Here is a 20733-nt window from a genome sequence, read left to right on the forward strand (position 1 = left end):
GCAATGTCATCATGTGTTTATTTTTAAAATAAGGAGAGATTAAGAATGAAAGTAAAATCACCACGCCCCATTCATTTACAAGGGACACGTGAAGAAGCAGTATTATTGCTGCATTCATTTACTGGTACAATTCGTGATATTAAACCATTAGCACAGACACTTAATAATGAAGGTTACACATGTTACGCACCTAATTACAAAGGGCATGGGTTACCACTCGACCAGTTTACACAATATACTGTTCATGATTGGTGGAATGATGTCCTTGATGGTTATCAATTCCTAAGAGATGCAGGGTATGACACAATTTATGCAACTGGCGTATCTTTAGGCGGTCTATTCACTTTAAAATTAGCTGAAACGGTAGATGTTGCCAAAATTGCAGTCATGTCCGCACCAAGTGAAAAGGAAGAAGCGGGTATTGTATGGCGTATGGAACGTTACGGTCAACGCATGAATGAGTTGATGAATGTAGATGGTGATGCCGCACAGGCGCAGCTAAATTATATAGAAGACTATCGCGCTAGCGTTCGTGTATTTAAAGATTTTATTTCAAATATTACTGCTCATTTAGGCGATATTACAACACCGGCAAGCATTCTTTATGGAGAAAAAGATGAACAATCTTATCAAGATAGCGCACATTATATTTATGAACATATTAGTAGTGCAGATAAAGATTTAACACCTCACCCTTTATGTAAACACCTTATGACACATGGTGAGGGTAGTGATAAAGTAGAATCACAAATTGCAGCATTTTTTATGACTAACTAAATGGAGTGTAAAGAATGAAACGTACATTTTTATTAACATACATAACGACGTCTGGTAAAAATTATACTGAATTTAAAACATTTCAAAATGGCCCTGATCATGATACATGCGTACAACGTCTTATTGATGAATTTGATGAACTGGCTTATTTATTTTTAAAAACGGGCCAACAATCGCATTATATTAACATTGATCATATTGAAAGTTTAAGCATTCAAGAAGTCGTGGACGGACAAGAAGTGATGTACGATTTTGAAGATTAATCTATTCATTAATCGCATAATATAAGTAGTATATATTTTGAAATACTAAATAAACATTGTCTGGATACAAATCATTTTATTAATGGAGAAAATTAGAAATAAAATAAATTCATTGCCGGTCCCCAGCATGCTTAGCTTGTAAAATCACTTTCGTGATTTTTTATGTTGGGGCCCCGCCCACCTCCGCAAGGGTGACTAGAACTGAGAAAAGCTTGAATTAAGCGCCTTCTCAGTTCAGTCAGTTACTGCGAATTTGCAAAATAGCTTCATTATATTATTTTTGTCCCAGCCTATTTTTTCTTTCATGAACACACGCATTGATATATATTGTGGTCTTTATCAATTATTTTGATACCATTAGGGACGATGAATAACATAACGTCCCGAATATGTTGATAAGGTACAAACACTGAACCGCCTTGAATGTTAAATGGGGACGTAAACCTGAATCCCTCATCCTCAACACAATATAACCACCTATAACTTCTATACCTTTCCAATAATTAGCGCTAATCTTTTGTGAAGCAATGTCGTTATACGCCTTCGTTCGTCATTAGGATTAGTTAAATTTTACTATAAATTTAAAAAAATAAAAAAACTATGTATATTGCACTTATAAGCAAGACATGTTACAGTATTACTTAAGTGCATAAACGCTTTAACGCGCTAAAGGGAGTGGAACGATTGAGCAAAGAATCACAATGGAAGACATCAACTGGATTTATTTTAGCGAGTGCGGGATCGGCGATTGGCTTGGGCGCAATGTGGAAATTTCCGTACATGGCAGGCATCTATGGTGGAGGTGCTTTTCTACTACTATTCTTAATATTTACTATATTTGTAGGCTTACCACTATTAATTATGGAATTTACAGTAGGTAAGATGGGGAGAACTTACACTACTCAAATATATAGCAAGTTAACTGGTAAGAAGTGGCTAAATATTATTGGGTGGAATGGTAATTTAGCAGTATTTATATTATTTGGTTTTTATAGTGTTATAGGTGGATGGATCATTATTTATATCGGTAACGTGATATTACAAATGTTATCTATCGAGAAGACATCTTTAACCAGCATTAATTTTGAAGCAATTATTAGTAATCCATGGTTAACCGTTTTGGGCCAAGGGATTTTTATCTTTTTAACGATGATTATCGTAATGTTAGGCGTTGAAAAAGGATTAGAAAAAGCATCAAAAGTGATGATGCCGTTGTTATTTATTTTTCTAATTATAGTTGTGGTGAAATCTTTAACTTTAGACGGTGCGGTAGACGGTGTTCGCTATATTTTACAACCACGTTTAGAAGATATTTCTATGGAAGGTATTTTATTTGCGTTAGGGCAATCATTCTTTACATTATCGTTGGGAACAACGGGAATGATTACTTACGCTAGTTACGCGCCTAAAGAAATGACTATTAAGTCATCAGCAATTTCAATTGTGATTATGAATATTTTAGTATCCGTACTAGCTGGCTTAGCTATATTCCCAGCTTTGAAGACATTTGGCTATGAACCTCAAGAAGGTCCAGGCTTATTATTTAAAGTATTACCTTTAGTGTTTAATCAAATGGGCTTTGGTGTTACGTTTTACTTCCTATTCTTAATCTTATTCTTATTTGCAGCATTAACATCATCTATTTCATTATTAGAATTAAACGTATCAAACTTTACTAAAAATGATAATTCTAAACGTAAATCTGTAGCGTTTATCGCAAGTATACTGATATTAATGATTAGTATTCCAGCGACTTTATCGTTTAGTAGTTTAAGCGATATTAAGTTTGGCGCAGGAACAATTTTTGATAATATGGATTTTGTCGTATCAAATATTTTAATGCCATTAGGTGCGCTTGGAACAACGCTAGTAGTGGGTCAATTGTTGGATAAAGATGCCTTAAAAGAAAGTTTCGGACGCGACAAGTTCAAATTCTTTGCACCTTGGTATTTTTTAATTAAATTTATCATGCCAGTCGTTATCATACTTGTGTTTATCGTGCAGTTATTCTAAGAAATATATTAAAATAGAGGTTAGCCACATACATGTGGCTAACCTCTTATTTTTTACTTGAAACGAGCATTGATAAAGTCGCGCTCAATTTCTAATAACGTTATATAATCTTTAGACATTATTTCTTTGCCAATCTCAATATTTTTAGAAATAATAAAGTCGGCAAGTTCACGATTATCTTCCTCAGAATCAAAGAATGTGAGTGCCCGTTTTATTGTATCCTTTTCGGAAAAGAGAATTAACGTCCGTCCGTAGGTTAAGTCCTCTTTACTTCTTTGATACGAAGCTTCTAAAAACGCAAATATTTTTGCGCCATCATTGTATTCAAAAGCTGTATTGATATCACTTTGAACTTTATCAGCAATATTTGACAATCGTGATTGTTCTGCTGGTGCTTCAGGCTTATAGTGATCTCTTACATATTCTTTCCATTTTGTTAGTTCAGTATCAATATGTTGTTTTAATTCTGAGTTATTATTTTTTGTATTGAATGTATCAACTCGTTGTTGTAAGTCGCTTAAATCCATTAAATCGTCACGATGAAGTTGACTCTGTTCAAATGCTTTATAGTGATCATTTTCATGAGTAGCCATTAATCATTCCCTCCCTTTGAAATACTTTAATGATTATTCCTTTAATAGTTTTATTTGAAACATATGTTTTAGAACGTTAAGGAGATCATTGATAAGTTAGGAAGTGTATAGGTGTAACTGCTCAAGGTTACATATTTTCAAAATGAACGTCTTGTTTACGTAATTCTTTCATGACTTTCTCAGAAATTGCAGAATTATTAATTGAAACATTTTTAAAAATGCAATCTTTAATTTTTACGCTATCTAGTTGGCATAAATCTAATGCTACATTTTCAAAGACTACTTTCTTTAAAACAACATCCTTGAAAGTAACGTTACGTAGGCTACAGTCTTTGAAGGTCGTATGTTCTATCGTTAATGCGTTGAATTCACTATTATCGAAAGTAGTTACACTGTAATTCACTTTACGCATTAGTGTCTTAAAGCAATTAATATTCACAAAAATACTACTGCTAAAATCACAATTAATTAACTTAGTATTAACTACGGAATGGACATTTTTAAATATACCTTCTGAGAAGTCGCAATTTTTAAAATAACTTTTATTGACTTCTAAATCGTCATACATCGCGTTTCGGAAGGTACTATGAGTATATTTTTTACTTTTAAACTGTTCATTAGTGAACACAGATAAAGATAAATCGGCTTTTGATGTCATTATGATTCTCCTTTAAGTATGATTCATATAAATCATCAGTTATTGCTTTTGCATCGTTATTATCGTAACACGAGTATTAAGTTGAACGATAGTTATTGAGATACGAGTACATGTATGATTACATAGGAAATTTTAAAATTTGTAGTTTTGCATAAATCTTAAGATTATCGTATAATTCATAGTGATTGAGTAAGAATTTATAAAACAGTATTGGGAATCATGAATATTTTAAACAGAAGGTAGGTTGAGTCAAAGCGAATAAAGCGCTTTAGATGATTAATATGATTGCATTTGACTTAATAGGACAAACACCATTAGTATTACTGGAAAGTTTCAGCGATGAAAATGTTCAGATATATGCAAAATTAGAGCAATTTAATCCGGGTGGCAGCGTGAAAGATCGACTAGGTAAATATCTTGTTGAAACAGCTATAAAAGAAGGTCGTGTGTCATCTGGCGATACAATTGTTGAAGCTACGGCAGGTAATACAGGAATAGGACTTGCAATTGCTGCTAATCGATATCATTTAAATTGTGTTATTTTTGCGCCGGAAGGTTTTTCGGAGGAGAAGATATCCATCATGCGTGCATTAGGCGCTGATATTAAACGTACACCGAAAGCGCAAGGAATGATTGGTGCGCAAACTGAAGCAAGACGTTATGCTCGAGATTTCGAAGCGGTATATATGAATCAATTTGAAACTGAGCACAATCCAGCTGCATACACCCATACATTAGGGAAACAATTGACAGATGCTTTACCAAACATTGACTACTTTGTTGCTGGTGTTGGTTCGGGAGGCACATTTACAGGTGTTGCACAGCATCTTAAACAATACAATGTAAAGAATGTGATTGTTGAACCCGAAGGCTCAATATTGAATGGTGGCGAAGCACATGCACACGATATTGAAGGTATTGGTTCAGAGAAATGGCCGATCTTTTTGGAACGTAGCTTAGTTGATCACATTATTACAGTGAGTGATAACGATGGCTTTGAGAATGTGAAACGCTTAGCGCAACAAGAAGGATTGTTAGTAGGTAGTTCATCAGGAGCTGCGCTACAAGGTGCTTTAGACATTAAAAATAAAATCGATAAAGGCGTTATTGTGACCATTTTTCCAGATGGAAGCGATCGTTATATGTCGAAGAAAATATTTGATTACAAAGGAGAATAATGATTATGAAGAAAAAAACACAAATGATTCACGGTGGACATACAACAGATGATTTTACAGGTGCAGTAACAACACCAATTTATCAAACAAGCACGTATTTACAAGATGACATTGGCGACTTGAGACAAGGGTATGAATACTCTCGTACCGCTAATCCAACACGTAGTGCTATTGAAAGTGTGATTGCTAATTTAGAAAATGGGAAACATGGTTTTGCTTTTGGTTCAGGCATGGCAGCCATTAGTGCGGTTATTATGTTATTAGATAAGGGCGACCACCTTATTTTAAATTCTGATGTATATGGTGGAACTTACCGTGCCTTAACTAAAGTGTTTACGCGTTATGGCATCGATGTTGATTTCGTAGATACAACACATATCGAAAATGTGAAGGACTATATTAAACCAGAAACTAAAATGTTATATGTTGAAACACCATCTAACCCATTACTACGTGTAACGGATATTAAACGTACTGCAGAAATTGCAAAAGAAAATAATTTAATTTCAGTAGTAGATAATACATTTATGACACCTTATTATCAAAATCCATTAGATTTCGGCATTGATATTGTATTACACTCAGCTACTAAATACATTGGTGGCCACAGTGATGTAGTAGCTGGCTTAGTTGCTACTGCAGATGACGAACTTGGTGAACGTTTAGCATTTATTTCAAATTCAACAGGTGGTGTGCTTGGACCACAAGACAGTTACCTATTAGTCCGTGGTATTAAAACATTAGGCTTACGCATGGAACAAATTAATCGTAACGTTGAAGCGATTGTTGAAATGTTACAAAATCATCCAGCCGTTCAACAAGTCTTCCATCCAAGTATTAAAGACCATTTAAATCATGATATTCATGCTTCTCAAGCTAGCGGTCACACTGGTGTCGTAGCGTTTGAAGTAAAAGATACAGAAGCAGCCAAACAACTTATTCGTGAAACACATTACTTCACATTAGCTGAAAGTTTAGGCGCAGTTGAAAGCTTAATTTCAGTGCCTGCTTTAATGACACATGCGTCTATCCCTGCTGATGTACGTGCTAAAGAAGGTATCACTGATGGACTCGTACGTTTATCAATCGGTATTGAAGATACTGAAGATTTAGTTGAAGATTTAAAACAAGCCATCGATACTTTGGAATAACTATTAAATACAAATTCATAGTAACTAAAGTGAAAATCATTCTTGTATTCATTTTCAGTTTTTAGTCATTTATACGGGAGTAGGACAGAATTCATAAAGAATTCTGTCCTACTCCTGTAATTTTTATATCAAACACGATACATTAATCGGTGAAAATGTGTTATACACTTATGAAAAGTAAATTATATTTCTAAGGATATTATTTGAAATTTTATAGTAGTGCACAAAAAATTCATAGACATGTAATCAAAATGAAATGGAATATCATGCTAAATTGTATTAATTTAGTATAAGTACACTACTTGAACGGATAAAAGAAAGAAGTATGTAATAAAGATTTAATACAGATAAGTGTCTAGTACAACTAGAAATAAGTGGTGAGTAACCCAATGAACAAGCATAAGATTAAGGAGGCGCTTTGTATGAATAAAAAAATTCTAGCAACAGCAGTATTAGGGACAGGAGCACTTAGTACACTATTTGCTCATCAAGCTGAAGCATCAACAACGCACACAGTTCGAAGTGGTGAATCTTTATGGTCTATTTCAAACCATTATGGTATCACTGTATCTAAATTAAAATCATTAAATGGCTTATCATCAAATCTTATTTTTCCAAACCAAGTATTAAAAGTATCAGGATCTTCTAATTATTCAAGTCGTTCAAATTACGGTAATTCAAGTAGTACATATACTGTGAGAGCAGGGGATAGTTTATCATCTATTGCTAGCCGATATGGTACAACATATCGTCATATTATGAATTTAAATGGATTAAATAGTTTTTTAATTTTCCCTGGTCAACAATTAAAAGTATCAGGTTCTGCTAGCTCTAATTCTCAATCAAGTTATAATTCAAATTCAGGTGCATCATCAAGCACTTATACAGTACGTTATGGTGACTCACTGTCATCTATTGCTAGCCGATATGGTACAACATATCAACATATTATGAAATTAAATGGATTGAATAATTTCTTTATTTATCCTGGTCAAACATTAAGAGTGAGTGGTTCAGCTTCTTCAAACACGTATACAACACGTTCAACGCAATCAACTTACTATTCATCACCAGTATTTAACCATAGTAACTTATATGACTGGGGACAATGTACTTGGCATGTATTCAATCGTCGTGCTGCTATTGGAAAAGGAATCAGTACGTATTGGTGGAATGCTAATAATTGGGATAATGCGGCAGCTAGAGATGGATATCGCATTGATAGCAATCCAACAGTAGGTTCAATTGCACAATCAGATGCTGGTTATTACGGCCATGTGGCTTTTGTAGAGCGCGTAAATAGTAATGGTAGTATTTTAGTTTCAGAAATGAACTTTAGTGCTGGTCCAGGGGTTCTAACATATCGTACAATTCCTGCGTACCAAGTACGTAATTATAAATTCATTCATTAGAAAGCTTGAAACAAAAATAATAATTTGGCTATGTAGCCAATTTGCAGTAGTTGACTGAATTGAGAAGGCGCTTAAATGAAGCGTTTCTCAACTCAAGTCATCCTTGCAGGGCTGGGAAGACGAATTCAATAAGAATTCTGACCCAGTCCTTTTATTTTATTGAAATTGATAATCTTCTTTAACTTTTCTGAAACTTGAAGCTAAGCGTGTAACATTAATAATGAATGAAACGAATGAAAATAACTTACGGAATTTGTAAGGAGATTTCATTGATACTACGAAATCTAAAAGTGTACCCACTGTACTTAGGCCTAAAGATAAATAAACTAGGTTTTTATTTTTTGCATCAAATTTAATACCGTTGTAACCATCAACGATAAAGCCTGCAGTGCTTACTAAATTTGAAACGCGTGTTAATTTTGATTTCTTTGCCATGAATAATACCCTCCGAATATCAAAATGTCACTAAACGGACATTTAGTATATTAATATATGTTAACATCATACTAAATTAACATATATTTTTGAAGTACAAAACATTTAATAGAAAAGGTGTGCAGGTATGATCAAATGTGTTTGTTTAGTGGAAGAAACAGATGACCAAATCTTATTAGTGCAAGTAAGAAATAGAGAAAAATATTATTTCCCGGGTGGTAAAATTGATGCGGGTGAAACGCAATTAGAAGCGATACAACGAGAAGTTAAAGAGGAATTACAATTGGCGTTTGAACAAAGTGACTTTACATATTTAGGTACAGTTGTTGGGGATGCTTACCCACAAAAGAACACGTTAACGGAGCTAAATGGATTTAAAGTTCAACAGAAAATTGATTGGGATAGTGTGGAAATTGATAATGAAATTACAGATATTCGTTGGTTCGATAAATCTGATACAACCTTAATCGCACCAGCTGTTGTAAAATGGATTGAGACCTTTTCAGAGAGAAAGTAGGGAGAAAATGGAAATACGACCATATACAATTCACGATCAACCACTATTAAATGCGTTTGAAATATTAGCAGAAGATAGAAAATTCACTCGAACGCCTAATGATAATATTGCATCGGCTAAAGGGGACAATGAGCGTCATCCGACACTTGTTATGTTAAATGATCAATGCGTGGGCTTCTTTACATTACATGAAGGTCAAGGGGTTAAACCGTATAGCAATCATCAAGATGCTATATTTTTCCGTTCATTTAGTGTAGATGCACGATATCGTGGTCAAGGTGTTGGAAAAGCTGTGATTCAACAACTACCAAGCTATATTAAAGCAACGTTTCCCTATATTAATGAAATAGTATTGACTGTAAATACTGACAATGACAAAGCAATATCGTTGTATAAACAAGCCGAATATTCAATAACTGGAGAGACGAGCTTAGAAGGTCGACCAGTTCATATTATGAATTTGAACATATAGTTTTTATAAATATGCGCATTAAAAAAGTGCCATTACAATCAATATGAAATAAATGAGGTAGGACAAGACATTCATAAAGGCTTCTGTCCCAATCTCGATAACTTATTTCAAGATTGTATGGCACTTGTTGTTTTATCAATTTAATGATTGATGTTTTGCTCTGAAGTTTGTGAAACTTCTTGTGAAGGCTGTGTACTTAATTTAGGATGCTTAATTAATAATGCAGTAATCCATGCTGTGATAGGGATACTAATCGCTACAGCAATTCCACCGAGTAAGATAGAAATGAATTCTTGCGCAAATATCTTTGAGTTAATAATGTGTCCAAAAGAATAATGTAATTGGAAAAACCAAAAGAATAGTGTTAATTGACCCCCAAAATAAGCTAAATATATTGTATTGGCAGAAGTTGCTAAAATTTCTCTCCCTACACGCATACCTGACTGGAACAATGCCTTGCGTGAAAGATTAGGATTGGTTTCATTGAGCTCATACATAGGTGAACTTATCGTTATCGTTAAGTCAATGACAGCTGCAATAACAGCTAAAATAACCGTAAATACTGAGAATTGAACCATATCGATACCGATATTCATTGAAAAAATATAGGTTTCATCTTGTTGTTCCGTAGTAAACCCTTGTAGATGACCAATACTTATAGATAAATAAATGCCTAATATTAATAATATCGTAGTTAATATTGTAGCAATAAAAGCAGCCTTGGTTTTAATATTGTAACTATTTAAAATAAACAAGTTACAAGCAGCAATGACGATACAAAATATCAATGAAACTAAATAAATAGGTGTTCCAAATAAAATGAACACAATACTGATCAGTAAGATTATAAAGTTTAGGAATAATGTTAAGTATGAAACTAATCCTTTTTTACCGCCGAAGATAAGCATTAAAATAAATAAAATGAGTGCTAGTAGGACGACTGCATTCATCTTGTCACACCCTTCCATTTCATCCACATAACCATCAGGCTAATCGTAATTGGAATCGTGAGTACGATACCAATACCACCTGTTATAGCACGAGCGATTTCTAAAGACCAATTCATCGAAATCGTATATGTAAATGTGTTAGCATTTTTTAAATAAATTAGGAACATTGGCAAACTTCCTGATAAGTAGGAGAAAAGTAAAATATTTGTCATAGTTCCCATAATATCTTGTCCTATATTACGACCTGCTAGAGCCCAACGCGATAAAGAAATGTTAGGCGTACGTTGTAAGATTTCATACATACCACTTGATATTGTAATGGCGACATCCATTACAGCGCCTAAAGATCCAATAAGCACGGATGCTAAGAATATATCTTTAGGTGGTAATGTTAGAAAACTCATTGTTTCATATTTAATACCAGATCCATTGGTTAATTGAATAATGATTTGAGTGATACCAATACATAAAAATGTACCTAATAACGTACCGATTGTTGTGATCCAAGTGCGCATATGCCAACCGGTTACGAGCAATAGCGTGACAATGGTAGACAGCACGATTGCCACACTCATTAGAATGAATAGGTTAGTAGATGGATGTTTATCATGGATTGCAATAGCTATTAAAATAGCACCAGTGTTAAAGATAAGTGACAGGATAGACTGTAAACCTACATTACGTCCAACGAGTAATAGGGACATAATAAATATACCTACAATTGCTACAGTAAGACTATCGCGTTTTTTCTCTAAGATTGTTGCATCTTTCGGGCTGTTTTGAATGTGCATTAAGACCTTATTATTTTTACTAAAGTGCTCTGAATCTGCTTGCGATTTGACATAGGTATTATCTATCGTAGTGGATTCACCTTTATATTTACCATTTAATATTTCTATTGTTAAATGTTGTTTGTATTTGAAGTCGGTATTATGTTGTTCATCAACGACTTTGTGAGCGTTACTCGTTTCTACATGTGTCACTTTTCCGATAGGGGTGTTATAGAAACGTGCATTGAAAAACGTAAAAATAAAGGCGCCGATGATAAATAATCCGATAATTACAATAATGGTATTCATTATACGATGACTAAAATAGTTGCGATTTTGTGCATTCATTATATTTAACCCTCATTTATAACTCGAAATTCTACGCTTTAATAAGTCAGAGTGATTATACGCTCCTCAACTGTATTATTCAAATAGTAACTATTTGAATTATGACATATCACCTCATACTGTTAATGGTATGTCGACACTTTACTTAGAAGTTGATGTATTAAATTCGATAAATTGAGAATATCTACTTTTTTATTATCTTTTTTGAAGGCGACGCAAAAGGAGCGTTTTAATTCTGTATGCGCTAATGATATATCACATAATGACTCCATCTCATTCTCCAATGATAAGTAATCAGGCAAGATGACATAGCCACGGTGATGTTTAAGTAAATAGTGTGCTAGGGATTTCGTTCCAATGATATGAATTGGTAACTTTAAAGTATGTTGTAAACGGCTTTCTATAGTTGTTGCTAAAGGTTTCAAAGTGAATAGTTGTGTTTCAGCTAGTTGAGTTAGTGGCGGATTTATAGATAAAGCAATCACATCATCTTTAGGCACATAAACATGGTATGTTTCTTCAAATAATGGTTTGAGTGATAAATTAGCGTTCTTCTGAAGAGCCGTGTTTATTTCAACCAATCCAATATCAATTTTACCAGTATATAGCGCTTCAGAAATCTCAGATGATGACATCATATGAGGAACAATTATGCTATCATATTGGCGCTCAAACGCTTGAATGATGGCAGTAATCATTTGAGAAATATAGCTCTCTTCAAACCCAATATTAAGTATGCGCGCATTTTTGTGATTAGTTTGTTGAAATAATGCTACTGTTTCGTCTAACTGCTCCAAAATCTGAGTCGCCTGAGTGAGTAACGCTTTACCATGTGACGTTAAATGGATGTTTCGCCCTTGCCTATTAAATAAAGTAACTTGTAGTTCTTGTTCTAACAATGTGATTTGTCGACTTATTGCAGATTGGGCAATATTCAACTCGAGTGCTGCTTCAGAGAGATGTTCTCGACGTGCAACTTCTACGAAATATTTTAATTGTTTAATTTCCAAATGAATGCTCCTTTCTACTGTGCGCATAAACATTTTATTGTCGATTGTTCTAATTTTTAGAATTAAGTCATCTAATTAATATATTGTTCAGATAAATATTTTACATTATATTAATTATTATTAACAGTAAATTTTCTGAAAATTCTCAAAAGGAGTGGGCATCATGTTTGATGAAAGATTAAAAAGAGGATTATATGATTACCGTGAGGAACATGATGCATGCGGTATTGGTTTCTACGCAAACATGAATAATTTAAGGTCGCACGATATTATTGAAAAATCACTCGAAATGTTACGTCGACTTGACCATCGTGGTGGTGTTGGTGCGGATGGTATAACAGGTGATGGTGCAGGTATTATGACCGAAATACCATTTCAATTTTTTGAAGCACATGTCGATTTAGACTTACCTAATGAGGGCGGTTATGCGGTAGGTCTTTTTTTCTCTAATGAAAAGATACAAGGTACGACACACGAATCGCAATTTAATCATTACTTTCAAAGTGAAGGCCTAAAAGTAATTGGCTATCGAGATGTACCTGTTGATGTCAACGCCATAGCACCTCATGTTGCATCTACAATGCCACACATTCAACAAGTGTTTATAGATATTCGATCAGTTGCAACGCCAGTTAAACCGTTATATATAGCAAGAAAGCAAATAGAACAATATGCAGAACAGCAAGACTTAGGTCTTTATTTTACAAGCTTATCCCATAAGACGATTGTATATAAGGGATGGTTACGCTCAGATCAAATAAAAAAATTATATTTAGATTTAAATCATGAAGATTATCAATCTAAGCTAGGTTTAGTACATTCAAGATTTAGTACAAACACTTTTCCGAGTTGGAAACGTGCACATCCAAATCGTTTATTAATGCATAATGGTGAAATCAATACAATTAAAGGTAATGTGAATTGGATGAGAGCACGTCAAAGACAATTAATTCAAACATTATTTGGCGAAGAGCATAGTAAAATACAGAACATTGTTGATGAAGATGGAAGTGATTCAGCAATTGTAGACAATGCGCTAGAATTTCTATCATTGGCAATGGAACCTGAAGAAGCTGCGATGTTGCTTATCCCTGAACCATGGTTATATAACAAAGAAAATGATGCGAATGTTCGTGCGTTCTATGAGTTTTATAGTTATTTGATGGAACCATGGGATGGTCCAACGATGATTTCGTTCTGTAATGGAGATAAAATTGGTGCATTAACTGACCGTAATGGATTACGACCAGGTCGCTATACAATTACAAAAGATAATTTTATTGTCTTTTCATCCGAAGTAGGCGTTGTGGATGTACCAGAAGACAATGTTGCTTACAAAGGACAACTTAATCCTGGAAAGTTACTTCTTGTAGATTTTGAGTCACGTCAAGTAATTGAAAACAATGAGTTGAAAGCGCGTATTGCCAGTCAATATCCTTATAAGAAGTGGTTAGATAACAATAAAATAGATTTACAATTAGAAGCGCAAATCTATCGTCAGTCTTCACTGAATCACAAGATATTATTTAAGTTACAACGTCAATTTGGATATACCAAAGAAGATATATATAAATATATGGCTGAGTTAGTGAAAGGTAAGAAAGATCCAATCGGTGCGATGGGGTATGATGCACCACTTGCCGTATTAAACGAGAGACCAGAATCATTATTTAATTACTTTAAACAGTTATTTGCACAGGTAACCAATCCGCCTATTGATGCCTATCGTGAAAAGATTGTAACGAGTGAATTATCATATTTAGGTGGAGAAGGTAACTTATTCCATCCGGATGAAACGGTATTGAATCGTATTCAATTAGCAAAACCGGTCCTGACTTTAACGCAACTCAATAGGATTAAACAAAGTAAGTTTAACGTGAAACACTTGTCTACACTGTATCAAGATCATCTTGAAGTGGCATTGGAAAGATTAGGTGACGCTGCAATACAAGCTACACGAGAAGGTTATACGATATTAGTCCTAGATGATAGTGAACTCATTGATTGTCATATCGAGGATGGGGCATCGAAACAACGCTACGCTATGCCAATACTTCTGGCTATCAGTCATATTCATCAGTTATTGATAAGAGAAGGCTTACGCATGGATACGAGCTTAGTAGCGCTATCTGGTGAAACGCGTGAGGTACACCATGTGGCATGTTTATTAGGATATGGTGCGAATGCGGTCATTCCATATTTAGCACAACAAACCATTGCCCATTTAACTGAAACACATCGTTTAGAAGGCACGATTTCAGATAATGTTGAAACTTACACACGTGTTCTATCAGAAGGTGTTATTAAGGTGATGGCGAAAATGGGTATCTCTACTGTTCAAAGTTATCAAGGGGCTCAAATCTTTGAAGCGGTTGGTTTATCCCAAGATGTAATTGATGCTTATTTTACTGGAACACAATCCAAATTATCAGGGTTAAGTATTCAACAAATTGACGTAGAGAATAAAATGCGTCAACAAAGACATAATGAGTACCTTGATTCGGGAAGTGTCTTCCAGTGGCGCCAACAAGGTCAACATCACGTATTTAATCCTACAACCATACACTTGTTACAACATGCATGTCGTGAGAATGACTATACACAGTTTAAAGCTTTTTCTAATGCTGTACATGATCAAAGAAATGATCATTTACGTGATTTATTAGAATTTAAAGTACAGCGACCGGTTCATATTAGTGAGGTTGAGCCAGTAGAAACCATTGTTAAACGTTTTAATACAGGTGCGATGAGTTACGGTTCTATTTCTGAAGAAGCACATCAAACATTGGCCCAAGCCATGAATCGTCTTGGTGGTAAAAGTAACAGTGGTGAAGGTGGCGAAAATCCCAAACGGTATGAAATTCAAGCGGATGGTAGTGTGTTATCAAGTGCGATTAAGCAAGTGGCTTCAGGGCGTTTTGGTGTAACGAGCGAGTACTTACAACATGCAAAAGAGTTACAAATTAAAGTTGCTCAAGGTGCTAAGCCGGGTGAAGGTGGACAGTTACCTGGAACGAAAATTTATCCATGGATCGCTGAAACACGTGGTTCAACGCCAGGTATTGGGTTGATTTCACCACCGCCTCATCATGATATTTATTCAATTGAAGATTTGGGGCAACTTATTCATGATTTAAAGAACGCGAATAGAAATGCAGACGTAGCAGTTAAATTAGTCTCAAAAACAGGAATCGGAACCATTGCATCAGGTGTTGCTAAAGCATTTGCAGATAAAATTGTCGTGAGTGGGTATGACGGAGGTACAGGTGCATCGCCTAAGACAAGTATTCAACACGCTGGGTTGCCTTGGGAACTTGGCTTAGCTGAAACACATCAAACATTGAAATTAAATCATTTACGTAGCCGTGTCCGATTAGAAACAGATGGTAAGTTGATGACGGGTAGGGATGTGGCGTTAGCATGCGCATTAGGTGCTGAAGAATTTGGATTTGCGACTGCGCCATTAGTTGTTTTAGGGTGCGTCATGATGCGTGTTTGTCATAATGATACATGCCCAGTAGGTATTGCGACACAGAATAAAGATTTGAGAGCACTATTTAGAGGTAAGGCTGACCACGTTGTTAACTTTATGCATTTTATTGCTGAAGAGTTAAGAGAGGTCTTAGCTTCATTAGGATTAAGAACGGTTGAAGAATTGATCGGACGTACCGATTTATTACAACGTTCAAGTCGAATCGATGAACGTTCGAAAGCAGCAACATTGGATATCGAAAAGTTATTGGATTCAGTTGATGGGCCTAACGCAAAAGAAATCAATCAAAATCATCATTTAGATATCGGTTTCGATTTAAATTATCTTTATAAAGATGCTAAACAAAGTATTGAGGATGGAAAAGTATTTAAAGGGAACTATGTGATTAATAATGAACAACGAGATGTAGGGGTTATTACAGGAAGCTATATTACACAGCAACACGGTGCTAATGGCTTACCAGAAGCAACTATTGTAGCTAAAACGCACGGACATGCAGGACAGAGTTTAGCGGCATTCGCACCGTCAGGATTGTTAATTCAACATACAGGTGATGCAAATGATTACGTTGGTAAAGGTTTATCAGGCGGTATAGTTGTTGTTAAAGCGCCAAATAAAGAGCGAGAACGTGAAATTATAGCTGGAAATGTATGTTTCTATGGCGCTTCAAAAGGTAAAGCCTTTATTAATGGTAGTGCTGGCGAACGCTTCTGTATTCGAAATAGTGGCGTTGATGTGGTCGTCGAAGGTATCGGTGATCACGGTTTGGAATATATGACTGGAGGACATGTAGTCAACTTAGGGGATGTTGGTAAGAACTTTGGTCAAGGCATGAGTGGTGGTGTTTGTTATGTATTCCCAAGTGATATTGAATCATTTAAACATAAGAATCAATTGCCAACCTTAGCGTTTAAGGAAGTGACGCATAATGAGGAGAAAACGTTACTTAAAGCTATGTTAGAAGAGCACTACCACTATACGCAAAGTACAAAAGCAGCAGCAATTTTAAATGATTTTGAACATGTGGCAGATAAAGTTGTCAAAGTAATTCCAAAAGATTACGAACTAATGATGCAAAAAATCGAATTACAAAATCGTAATTTATTACAAATAGATGAAGCTAAACTAGCAGCATTTTACGATGACCGTACGGCAATTGACAAAGAATTACAACCAGCAGTGATTTATTAAAGAAAGGAGGGGTCTGTTATGGGGGAATTTAAGGGATTTATGAAATATGAAAAGCAATCATTATCTGAACTGTCTTTAGTTGACCGTTTGAAGCATCATGATGCTTTTCAACAGCGTTTTTCTCGTGAAGAAGCGTCCATTCAAGGTGCACGATGTATGGACTGTGGGACACCATTTTGTCAAACAGGTCTTCCTTTCGGGAGAGAAACTATTGGTTGTCCAATCGGTAACTATATCCCTGAATGGAATGATTTAGTTTATCGACAAGATTTTGAGTCTGCCTATCATCGTTTGAGTGAAACAAATAATTTTCCTGAATTTACGGGCCGTGTCTGTCCAGCACCTTGTGAACAGTCTTGTGTTATGAAAATTAATCGTGAATCAGTTGCCATTAAAGGTATTGAGCGTACGATTATTGACGAAGCCTATGAACACGGGTGGGTTAAGCCTAAATACCCTAAGCGACGATTAGAACAATCTGTAGCAATTGTAGGAAGCGGTCCAGCCGGTCTTACTGCTGCCGAAGAGCTCAATTATAAGGGGTACCAAGTGACAGTGTTTGAAAGAGCTGCTGAAGCGGGTGGCTTACTTATGTATGGTATTCCAAATATGAAATTAGATAAAGAGGTTGTACGTCGTCGTATCGCATTAATGAAAGAGGCGGGTATTACCTTTAAGACGAATACCAACATTGGTGTAGATATATCACGTGAAACATTAGAGCAGACGTATGACGCTATTATCTTATGTACGGGTGCTCAAAAAGCGCGTGACTTACCATTAGAAGGGCGCATGGGCCAAGGGATACACTTTGCTATGGATTATTTAACTGAACAGACTCAGTTATTAAATGGTGAAATAGATGAACCGACAATAACGGCTAAAGGGAAAAACGTCATCATTATTGGGGCTGGTGACACTGGCGCAGACTGTGTCGCTACCGCATTACGTGAGAATTGTAAGTCAATAGTACAATTCAACAAATATACAAAAGCACCTGAAGAAATCGCATTTGAAAGTAATACGTCATGGCCATTGGCATTACCTGTCTTCAAAATGGATTATGCACATAAAGAATATGAAGCACGTTTCGGTAGAGAACCGCGTGCCTATGGTGTTCAGACGATGCGATACGATGTAGATCACATTGGTAATGTTCGTGGTGTATACACACAAATTTTAGAAGAAACACCAGAAGGAATGGTTGTTGTAGATGGTACTGAAAGACATTGGCCAGCAGATCTTGTGCTTTTATCAATAGGTTTTGAAGGTACAGAACCAACTGTCCCAAGGTCATTTGATATTGCAACACAACAAAATAAAATTATCGCCAACGATAAAGACTATCGTACTAATAAAGAAAAGATTTTTGCCGCTGGAGATGCGCGAAGAGGTCAAAGTTTGGTAGTTTGGGCAATTAAAGAAGGGCGTGGCGTTGCTCAATCAGTAGATCACTTCTTAAAACAAAAGGTCTTCGTGTAAGTTCAATGGCGTATAAGCGCGTACTAAAAATAAAAATGAATAATTTTACAATTTGACTATAAAAGTGATTGACTTCCAATGAACCGTGGTATATGATATTTATTGTGTTCATTGGAGGAATACCCAAGTCCGGCTGAAGGGATCGGTCTTGAAAACCGACAGGGCCTTAACGGGCCGCGGGGGTTCGAATCCCTCTTCCTCCGCCATTATAATTAAAATCCAAGACTAATAAATATAAAAAAGACAAGTACTCAATGTTTAATATGTTGAGTACTTGTCTTTTTTATTGCATTTAGCGCCCATTCTAGAATGAAAATTCAACAATATTATGAAAGCCTTTACAAAACTTGTCTAGACAAGTTATACTTGGGTTATTAAAAATAAGGGAGTGAAAGTCGTGGCTGTAAAAAGAAAAGATGTGCAGGATATCGTCAAAGCAATAGGTGGGCAAGAAAACATTGAAACTGCAACGCACTGTGTTACACGACTGCGTTTAGTGTTAAAAGATGACAATAAAGTTGATAAAGATGCATTAGACGATAATGCACTTGTTAAAGGTCAATTTAAAGCGGATAACCAATACCAAATCGTTATAGGACCTGGTACCGTGGACGAAGTGTATAAACAATTTATTCAAGAGACAGGTGTAGCAGAATCCTCAAAAGATGAGGCTAAAGCTGCTGCAGCGAAAAAAGGCAATCCTTTACAACGACTTATAAAACTATTGGGAGATATCTTCATTCCGATTTTACCGGCATTAGTTACAGCAGGTCTCTTAATGGGGATTAATAATTTACTTACTATGGAAAAATTATTTGGTCCTAAACCACTTGTTGAACAATATCCTCAGTTGGGTGATATATCGAATATTATTAACGTCATCGCAAGTACAGCGTTTATCTTTTTACCAGCATTAATTGGTTGGAGTAGTATGAAAGTGTTTGGTGGTAGTCCAATATTAGGTTTAGTACTTGGACTTATCCTAATGCATCCACAGTTAGTTTCACAATATGACATTGCTAAAGGCCATATTCCGACATGGAATCTTTTTGGGCTTGAAATCAAACAATTAAACTATCAAGGCCAAGTCTTACCAGTTTTAATTGCAGCTTATGTCTTATCACTCATTGAAAAAGCATTAAATAAAGTTGTTCATGACTCAATTAAAATGTTAGTTGTCGGACCGGTAGCATTACTGGTCACTGGATTCTTAGCATTTATAATTATTGGTCCGATTGCACTTGTGATAGGTACTGGTATTACTGGTGCAGTTCAATTTGTCTTCGAACATGCTGGTTGGTTAGGTGGTGCGATTTATGGATTTTTCTATGCACCACTTGTTATTACGGGATTACACCATATGTTCTTGGCAGTTGACTTCCAATTAATGGGAAGCAAACTGGGCGGTACATATTTATGGCCGATCGTTGCAATATCTAATATCTGTCAAGGTTCGGCAGCGTTTGGAGCGTGGTTTATCTATAGACGACGCAAAATGGTAAAAGAAGAAGGTTTAGCCTTAACTTCAAGTGTATCAGCATTTTTAGGTGTTACAGAACCTGCAATGTTTGGTGTGAATTTACCGTTAAAAGTACCTTTCTTTGCTGCTATTTGTACATCAAGCGTTTTAGGTGCTATTATCGGCGCTAAAAAGGTATTGGGTAGTGTCGGTGTAGGTGGTGTTCCAGCCTTCATTTCAATTCAAAGTGAATTTTGGTTTATTTATATGCCAGTTACATTACTTGCTATGGCAATACCAGCTATTTTGACAATTGTCTTTGCAAGATTTACAACAATTAAAGCTAAGAAGATGGTTGAAAACCCTGAAGAAACAACAGCTAAATAAATTTACAAATAAAGACGCTGAAATATAAATAATATAAAATGCTATTTTGCAATTTCACAGTAGCTGACTGAACTGAGAGAGCATTTAAATCAAGGTTTTTCGGTTCTAGTCATTCTTACAGGCGGGCTCTGCAGAGAGACTTTCATAAAGGAATTTGACAAGTTAAGTAAACTG

Annotated in this window: 17 protein-coding genes and 1 tRNA gene; 12 read left to right on the forward strand and 6 right to left on the reverse strand. The window is 35.4% G+C overall.

What is annotated here, in order from left to right:
• The first annotated feature begins 45 nt into the window (after positions 1-45).
• The 3 genes from KA909_RS03035 (at position 46) to KA909_RS03045 (ending at position 3053) form a co-directional block, all read left to right on the forward strand.
• Positions 46-777, forward strand: coding sequence for an alpha/beta hydrolase (locus KA909_RS03035; RefSeq protein ID WP_193839762.1), 732 nt, complete (start codon positions 46-48; stop codon positions 775-777).
• A gap of 14 nt (positions 778-791) precedes the next feature.
• Positions 792-1040: a hypothetical protein gene (locus KA909_RS03040; protein WP_053030242.1), complete on the forward strand. Its 249-nt coding sequence runs from the start codon at positions 792-794 to the stop codon at positions 1038-1040.
• Between the two features lie 684 nt (positions 1041-1724).
• On the forward strand, positions 1725-3053 hold the full coding sequence (locus tag KA909_RS03045) for a sodium-dependent transporter (RefSeq protein ID WP_075108928.1): 1329 nt from the start codon (positions 1725-1727) through the stop codon (positions 3051-3053).
• A 53-nt stretch (positions 3054-3106) separates the two neighbouring features.
• Here the strand turns inward: KA909_RS03045 and KA909_RS03050 are convergent, their stop codons facing one another.
• Positions 3107-3646: a hypothetical protein gene (locus tag KA909_RS03050; RefSeq protein WP_075109144.1), complete on the reverse strand. Its 540-nt coding sequence runs from the start codon at positions 3644-3646 to the stop codon at positions 3107-3109.
• A 127-nt stretch (positions 3647-3773) separates the two neighbouring features.
• Entirely contained in the window at positions 3774-4304 is a 531-nt protein-coding gene (locus KA909_RS03055; protein ID WP_075109145.1) for a pentapeptide repeat-containing protein, read from the reverse strand.
• Between the two features lie 281 nt (positions 4305-4585).
• Here KA909_RS03055 and KA909_RS03060 point away from each other — a divergent pair, with 281 nt between their 5' ends.
• The 3 genes from KA909_RS03060 to KA909_RS03070 all read left to right on the forward strand — a co-directional run bounded on the left by KA909_RS03060 (position 4586) and on the right by KA909_RS03070 (position 8045).
• On the forward strand, positions 4586-5482 hold the full coding sequence (locus KA909_RS03060; RefSeq protein ID WP_075109159.1) for a PLP-dependent cysteine synthase family protein: 897 nt from the start codon (positions 4586-4588) through the stop codon (positions 5480-5482).
• A gap of 5 nt (positions 5483-5487) precedes the next feature.
• Entirely contained in the window at positions 5488-6633 is a 1146-nt protein-coding gene (locus KA909_RS03065; RefSeq protein ID WP_053030238.1) for a bifunctional cystathionine gamma-lyase/homocysteine desulfhydrase, read from the forward strand.
• Positions 6634-7055: 422 nt separating this feature from the next.
• A complete protein-coding gene (locus tag KA909_RS03070; RefSeq protein ID WP_193839761.1) occupies positions 7056-8045 on the forward strand; it encodes a LysM peptidoglycan-binding domain-containing protein in 990 nt (329 codons plus the stop codon).
• 156 nt (positions 8046-8201) lie between these two features.
• On the opposite strand, the gene KA909_RS03075 is transcribed toward KA909_RS03070, so the two are convergent.
• On the reverse strand, positions 8202-8480 hold the full coding sequence (locus tag KA909_RS03075; protein WP_053030234.1) for a hypothetical protein: 279 nt from the start codon (positions 8478-8480) through the stop codon (positions 8202-8204).
• A 127-nt stretch (positions 8481-8607) separates the two neighbouring features.
• On the opposite strand from KA909_RS03075, the gene KA909_RS03080 reads away from it, so the two are divergent.
• Entirely contained in the window at positions 8608-8997 is a 390-nt protein-coding gene (locus KA909_RS03080; protein WP_075109147.1) for an NUDIX hydrolase, read from the forward strand.
• A 7-nt stretch (positions 8998-9004) separates the two neighbouring features.
• Positions 9005-9469, forward strand: a complete 465-nt coding sequence (locus KA909_RS03085; protein ID WP_193839760.1) for a GNAT family N-acetyltransferase — start codon at positions 9005-9007, stop codon at positions 9467-9469.
• 140 nt (positions 9470-9609) lie between these two features.
• Here the strand turns inward: KA909_RS03085 and KA909_RS03090 are convergent, their stop codons facing one another.
• The 3 genes from KA909_RS03090 to gltC form a co-directional block, all read right to left on the reverse strand.
• Positions 9610-10419 carry a YibE/F family protein gene (locus KA909_RS03090; RefSeq protein ID WP_193839759.1) on the reverse strand — a complete coding sequence of 270 codons (810 nt, stop codon included), beginning with the start codon at positions 10417-10419 and terminating at the stop codon, positions 9610-9612.
• Positions 10416-11498, reverse strand: a complete 1083-nt coding sequence (locus KA909_RS03095) for a YibE/F family protein (RefSeq protein WP_398577042.1) — start codon at positions 11496-11498, stop codon at positions 10416-10418. The genes KA909_RS03090 and KA909_RS03095 overlap by 4 nt, the downstream gene beginning before the upstream one ends.
• A gap of 161 nt (positions 11499-11659) precedes the next feature.
• The gene (gltC, locus tag KA909_RS03100; protein ID WP_193839758.1) at positions 11660-12547 is read right to left on the reverse strand and encodes a glutamate biosynthesis transcriptional regulator GltC; all 888 of its coding nucleotides are present in this window, start codon (positions 12545-12547) and stop codon (positions 11660-11662) included.
• Between the two features lie 163 nt (positions 12548-12710).
• Between gltC and gltB the strand changes: the two genes are divergently transcribed.
• The 4 genes from gltB (at position 12711) to treP (ending at position 20559) form a co-directional block, all read left to right on the forward strand.
• On the forward strand, positions 12711-17231 hold the full coding sequence (gene gltB, locus KA909_RS03105) for a glutamate synthase large subunit (protein WP_210129952.1): 4521 nt from the start codon (positions 12711-12713) through the stop codon (positions 17229-17231).
• 18 nt (positions 17232-17249) lie between these two features.
• Positions 17250-18713 carry a glutamate synthase subunit beta gene (locus KA909_RS03110; protein WP_193839756.1) on the forward strand — a complete coding sequence of 488 codons (1464 nt, stop codon included), beginning with the start codon at positions 17250-17252 and terminating at the stop codon, positions 18711-18713.
• Between the two features lie 113 nt (positions 18714-18826).
• Positions 18827-18919 (forward strand) — tRNA-Ser (locus KA909_RS03115).
• A 191-nt stretch (positions 18920-19110) separates the two neighbouring features.
• Positions 19111-20559 (forward strand): PTS system trehalose-specific EIIBC component, encoded by a 1449-nt coding sequence (gene treP, locus KA909_RS03120; protein ID WP_075109154.1) that lies wholly within the window; start codon positions 19111-19113, stop codon positions 20557-20559.
• Positions 20560-20733: the final 174 nt, after the last annotated feature.

The organism is Staphylococcus sp. GDX8P54P (assembly GCF_017893165.1).
In the GTDB taxonomy this organism is placed as follows: domain Bacteria; phylum Bacillota; class Bacilli; order Staphylococcales; family Staphylococcaceae; genus Staphylococcus; species Staphylococcus borealis.

Coding starts and splice junctions, on each gene's coding strand:
- KA909_RS03035 (WP_193839762.1), top strand. CDS start 46: ATGAAAGTAAAATCACCACGCCCCATTCATTTACAAGGGACACGTGAA.
- KA909_RS03040 (WP_053030242.1), top strand. CDS start 792: ATGAAACGTACATTTTTATTAACATACATAACGACGTCTGGTAAAAAT.
- KA909_RS03050 (WP_075109144.1), bottom strand. CDS start 3,646: ATGGCTACTCATGAAAATGATCACTATAAAGCATTTGAACAGAGTCAA.
- KA909_RS03055 (WP_075109145.1), bottom strand. CDS start 4,304: ATGACATCAAAAGCCGATTTATCTTTATCTGTGTTCACTAATGAACAG.
- KA909_RS03060 (WP_075109159.1), top strand. CDS start 4,586: ATGATTGCATTTGACTTAATAGGACAAACACCATTAGTATTACTGGAA.
- KA909_RS03065 (WP_053030238.1), top strand. CDS start 5,488: ATGAAGAAAAAAACACAAATGATTCACGGTGGACATACAACAGATGAT.
- KA909_RS03070 (WP_193839761.1), top strand. CDS start 7,056: ATGAATAAAAAAATTCTAGCAACAGCAGTATTAGGGACAGGAGCACTT.
- KA909_RS03075 (WP_053030234.1), bottom strand. CDS start 8,480: ATGGCAAAGAAATCAAAATTAACACGCGTTTCAAATTTAGTAAGCACT.
- KA909_RS03080 (WP_075109147.1), top strand. CDS start 8,608: ATGATCAAATGTGTTTGTTTAGTGGAAGAAACAGATGACCAAATCTTA.
- KA909_RS03085 (WP_193839760.1), top strand. CDS start 9,005: ATGGAAATACGACCATATACAATTCACGATCAACCACTATTAAATGCG.
- KA909_RS03090 (WP_193839759.1), bottom strand. CDS start 10,419: ATGAATGCAGTCGTCCTACTAGCACTCATTTTATTTATTTTAATGCTT.
- KA909_RS03095 (WP_398577042.1), bottom strand. CDS start 11,498: ATGAATACCATTATTGTAATTATCGGATTATTTATCATCGGCGCCTTT.
- gltB (WP_210129952.1), top strand. CDS start 12,711: ATGTTTGATGAAAGATTAAAAAGAGGATTATATGATTACCGTGAGGAA.
- KA909_RS03110 (WP_193839756.1), top strand. CDS start 17,250: ATGGGGGAATTTAAGGGATTTATGAAATATGAAAAGCAATCATTATCT.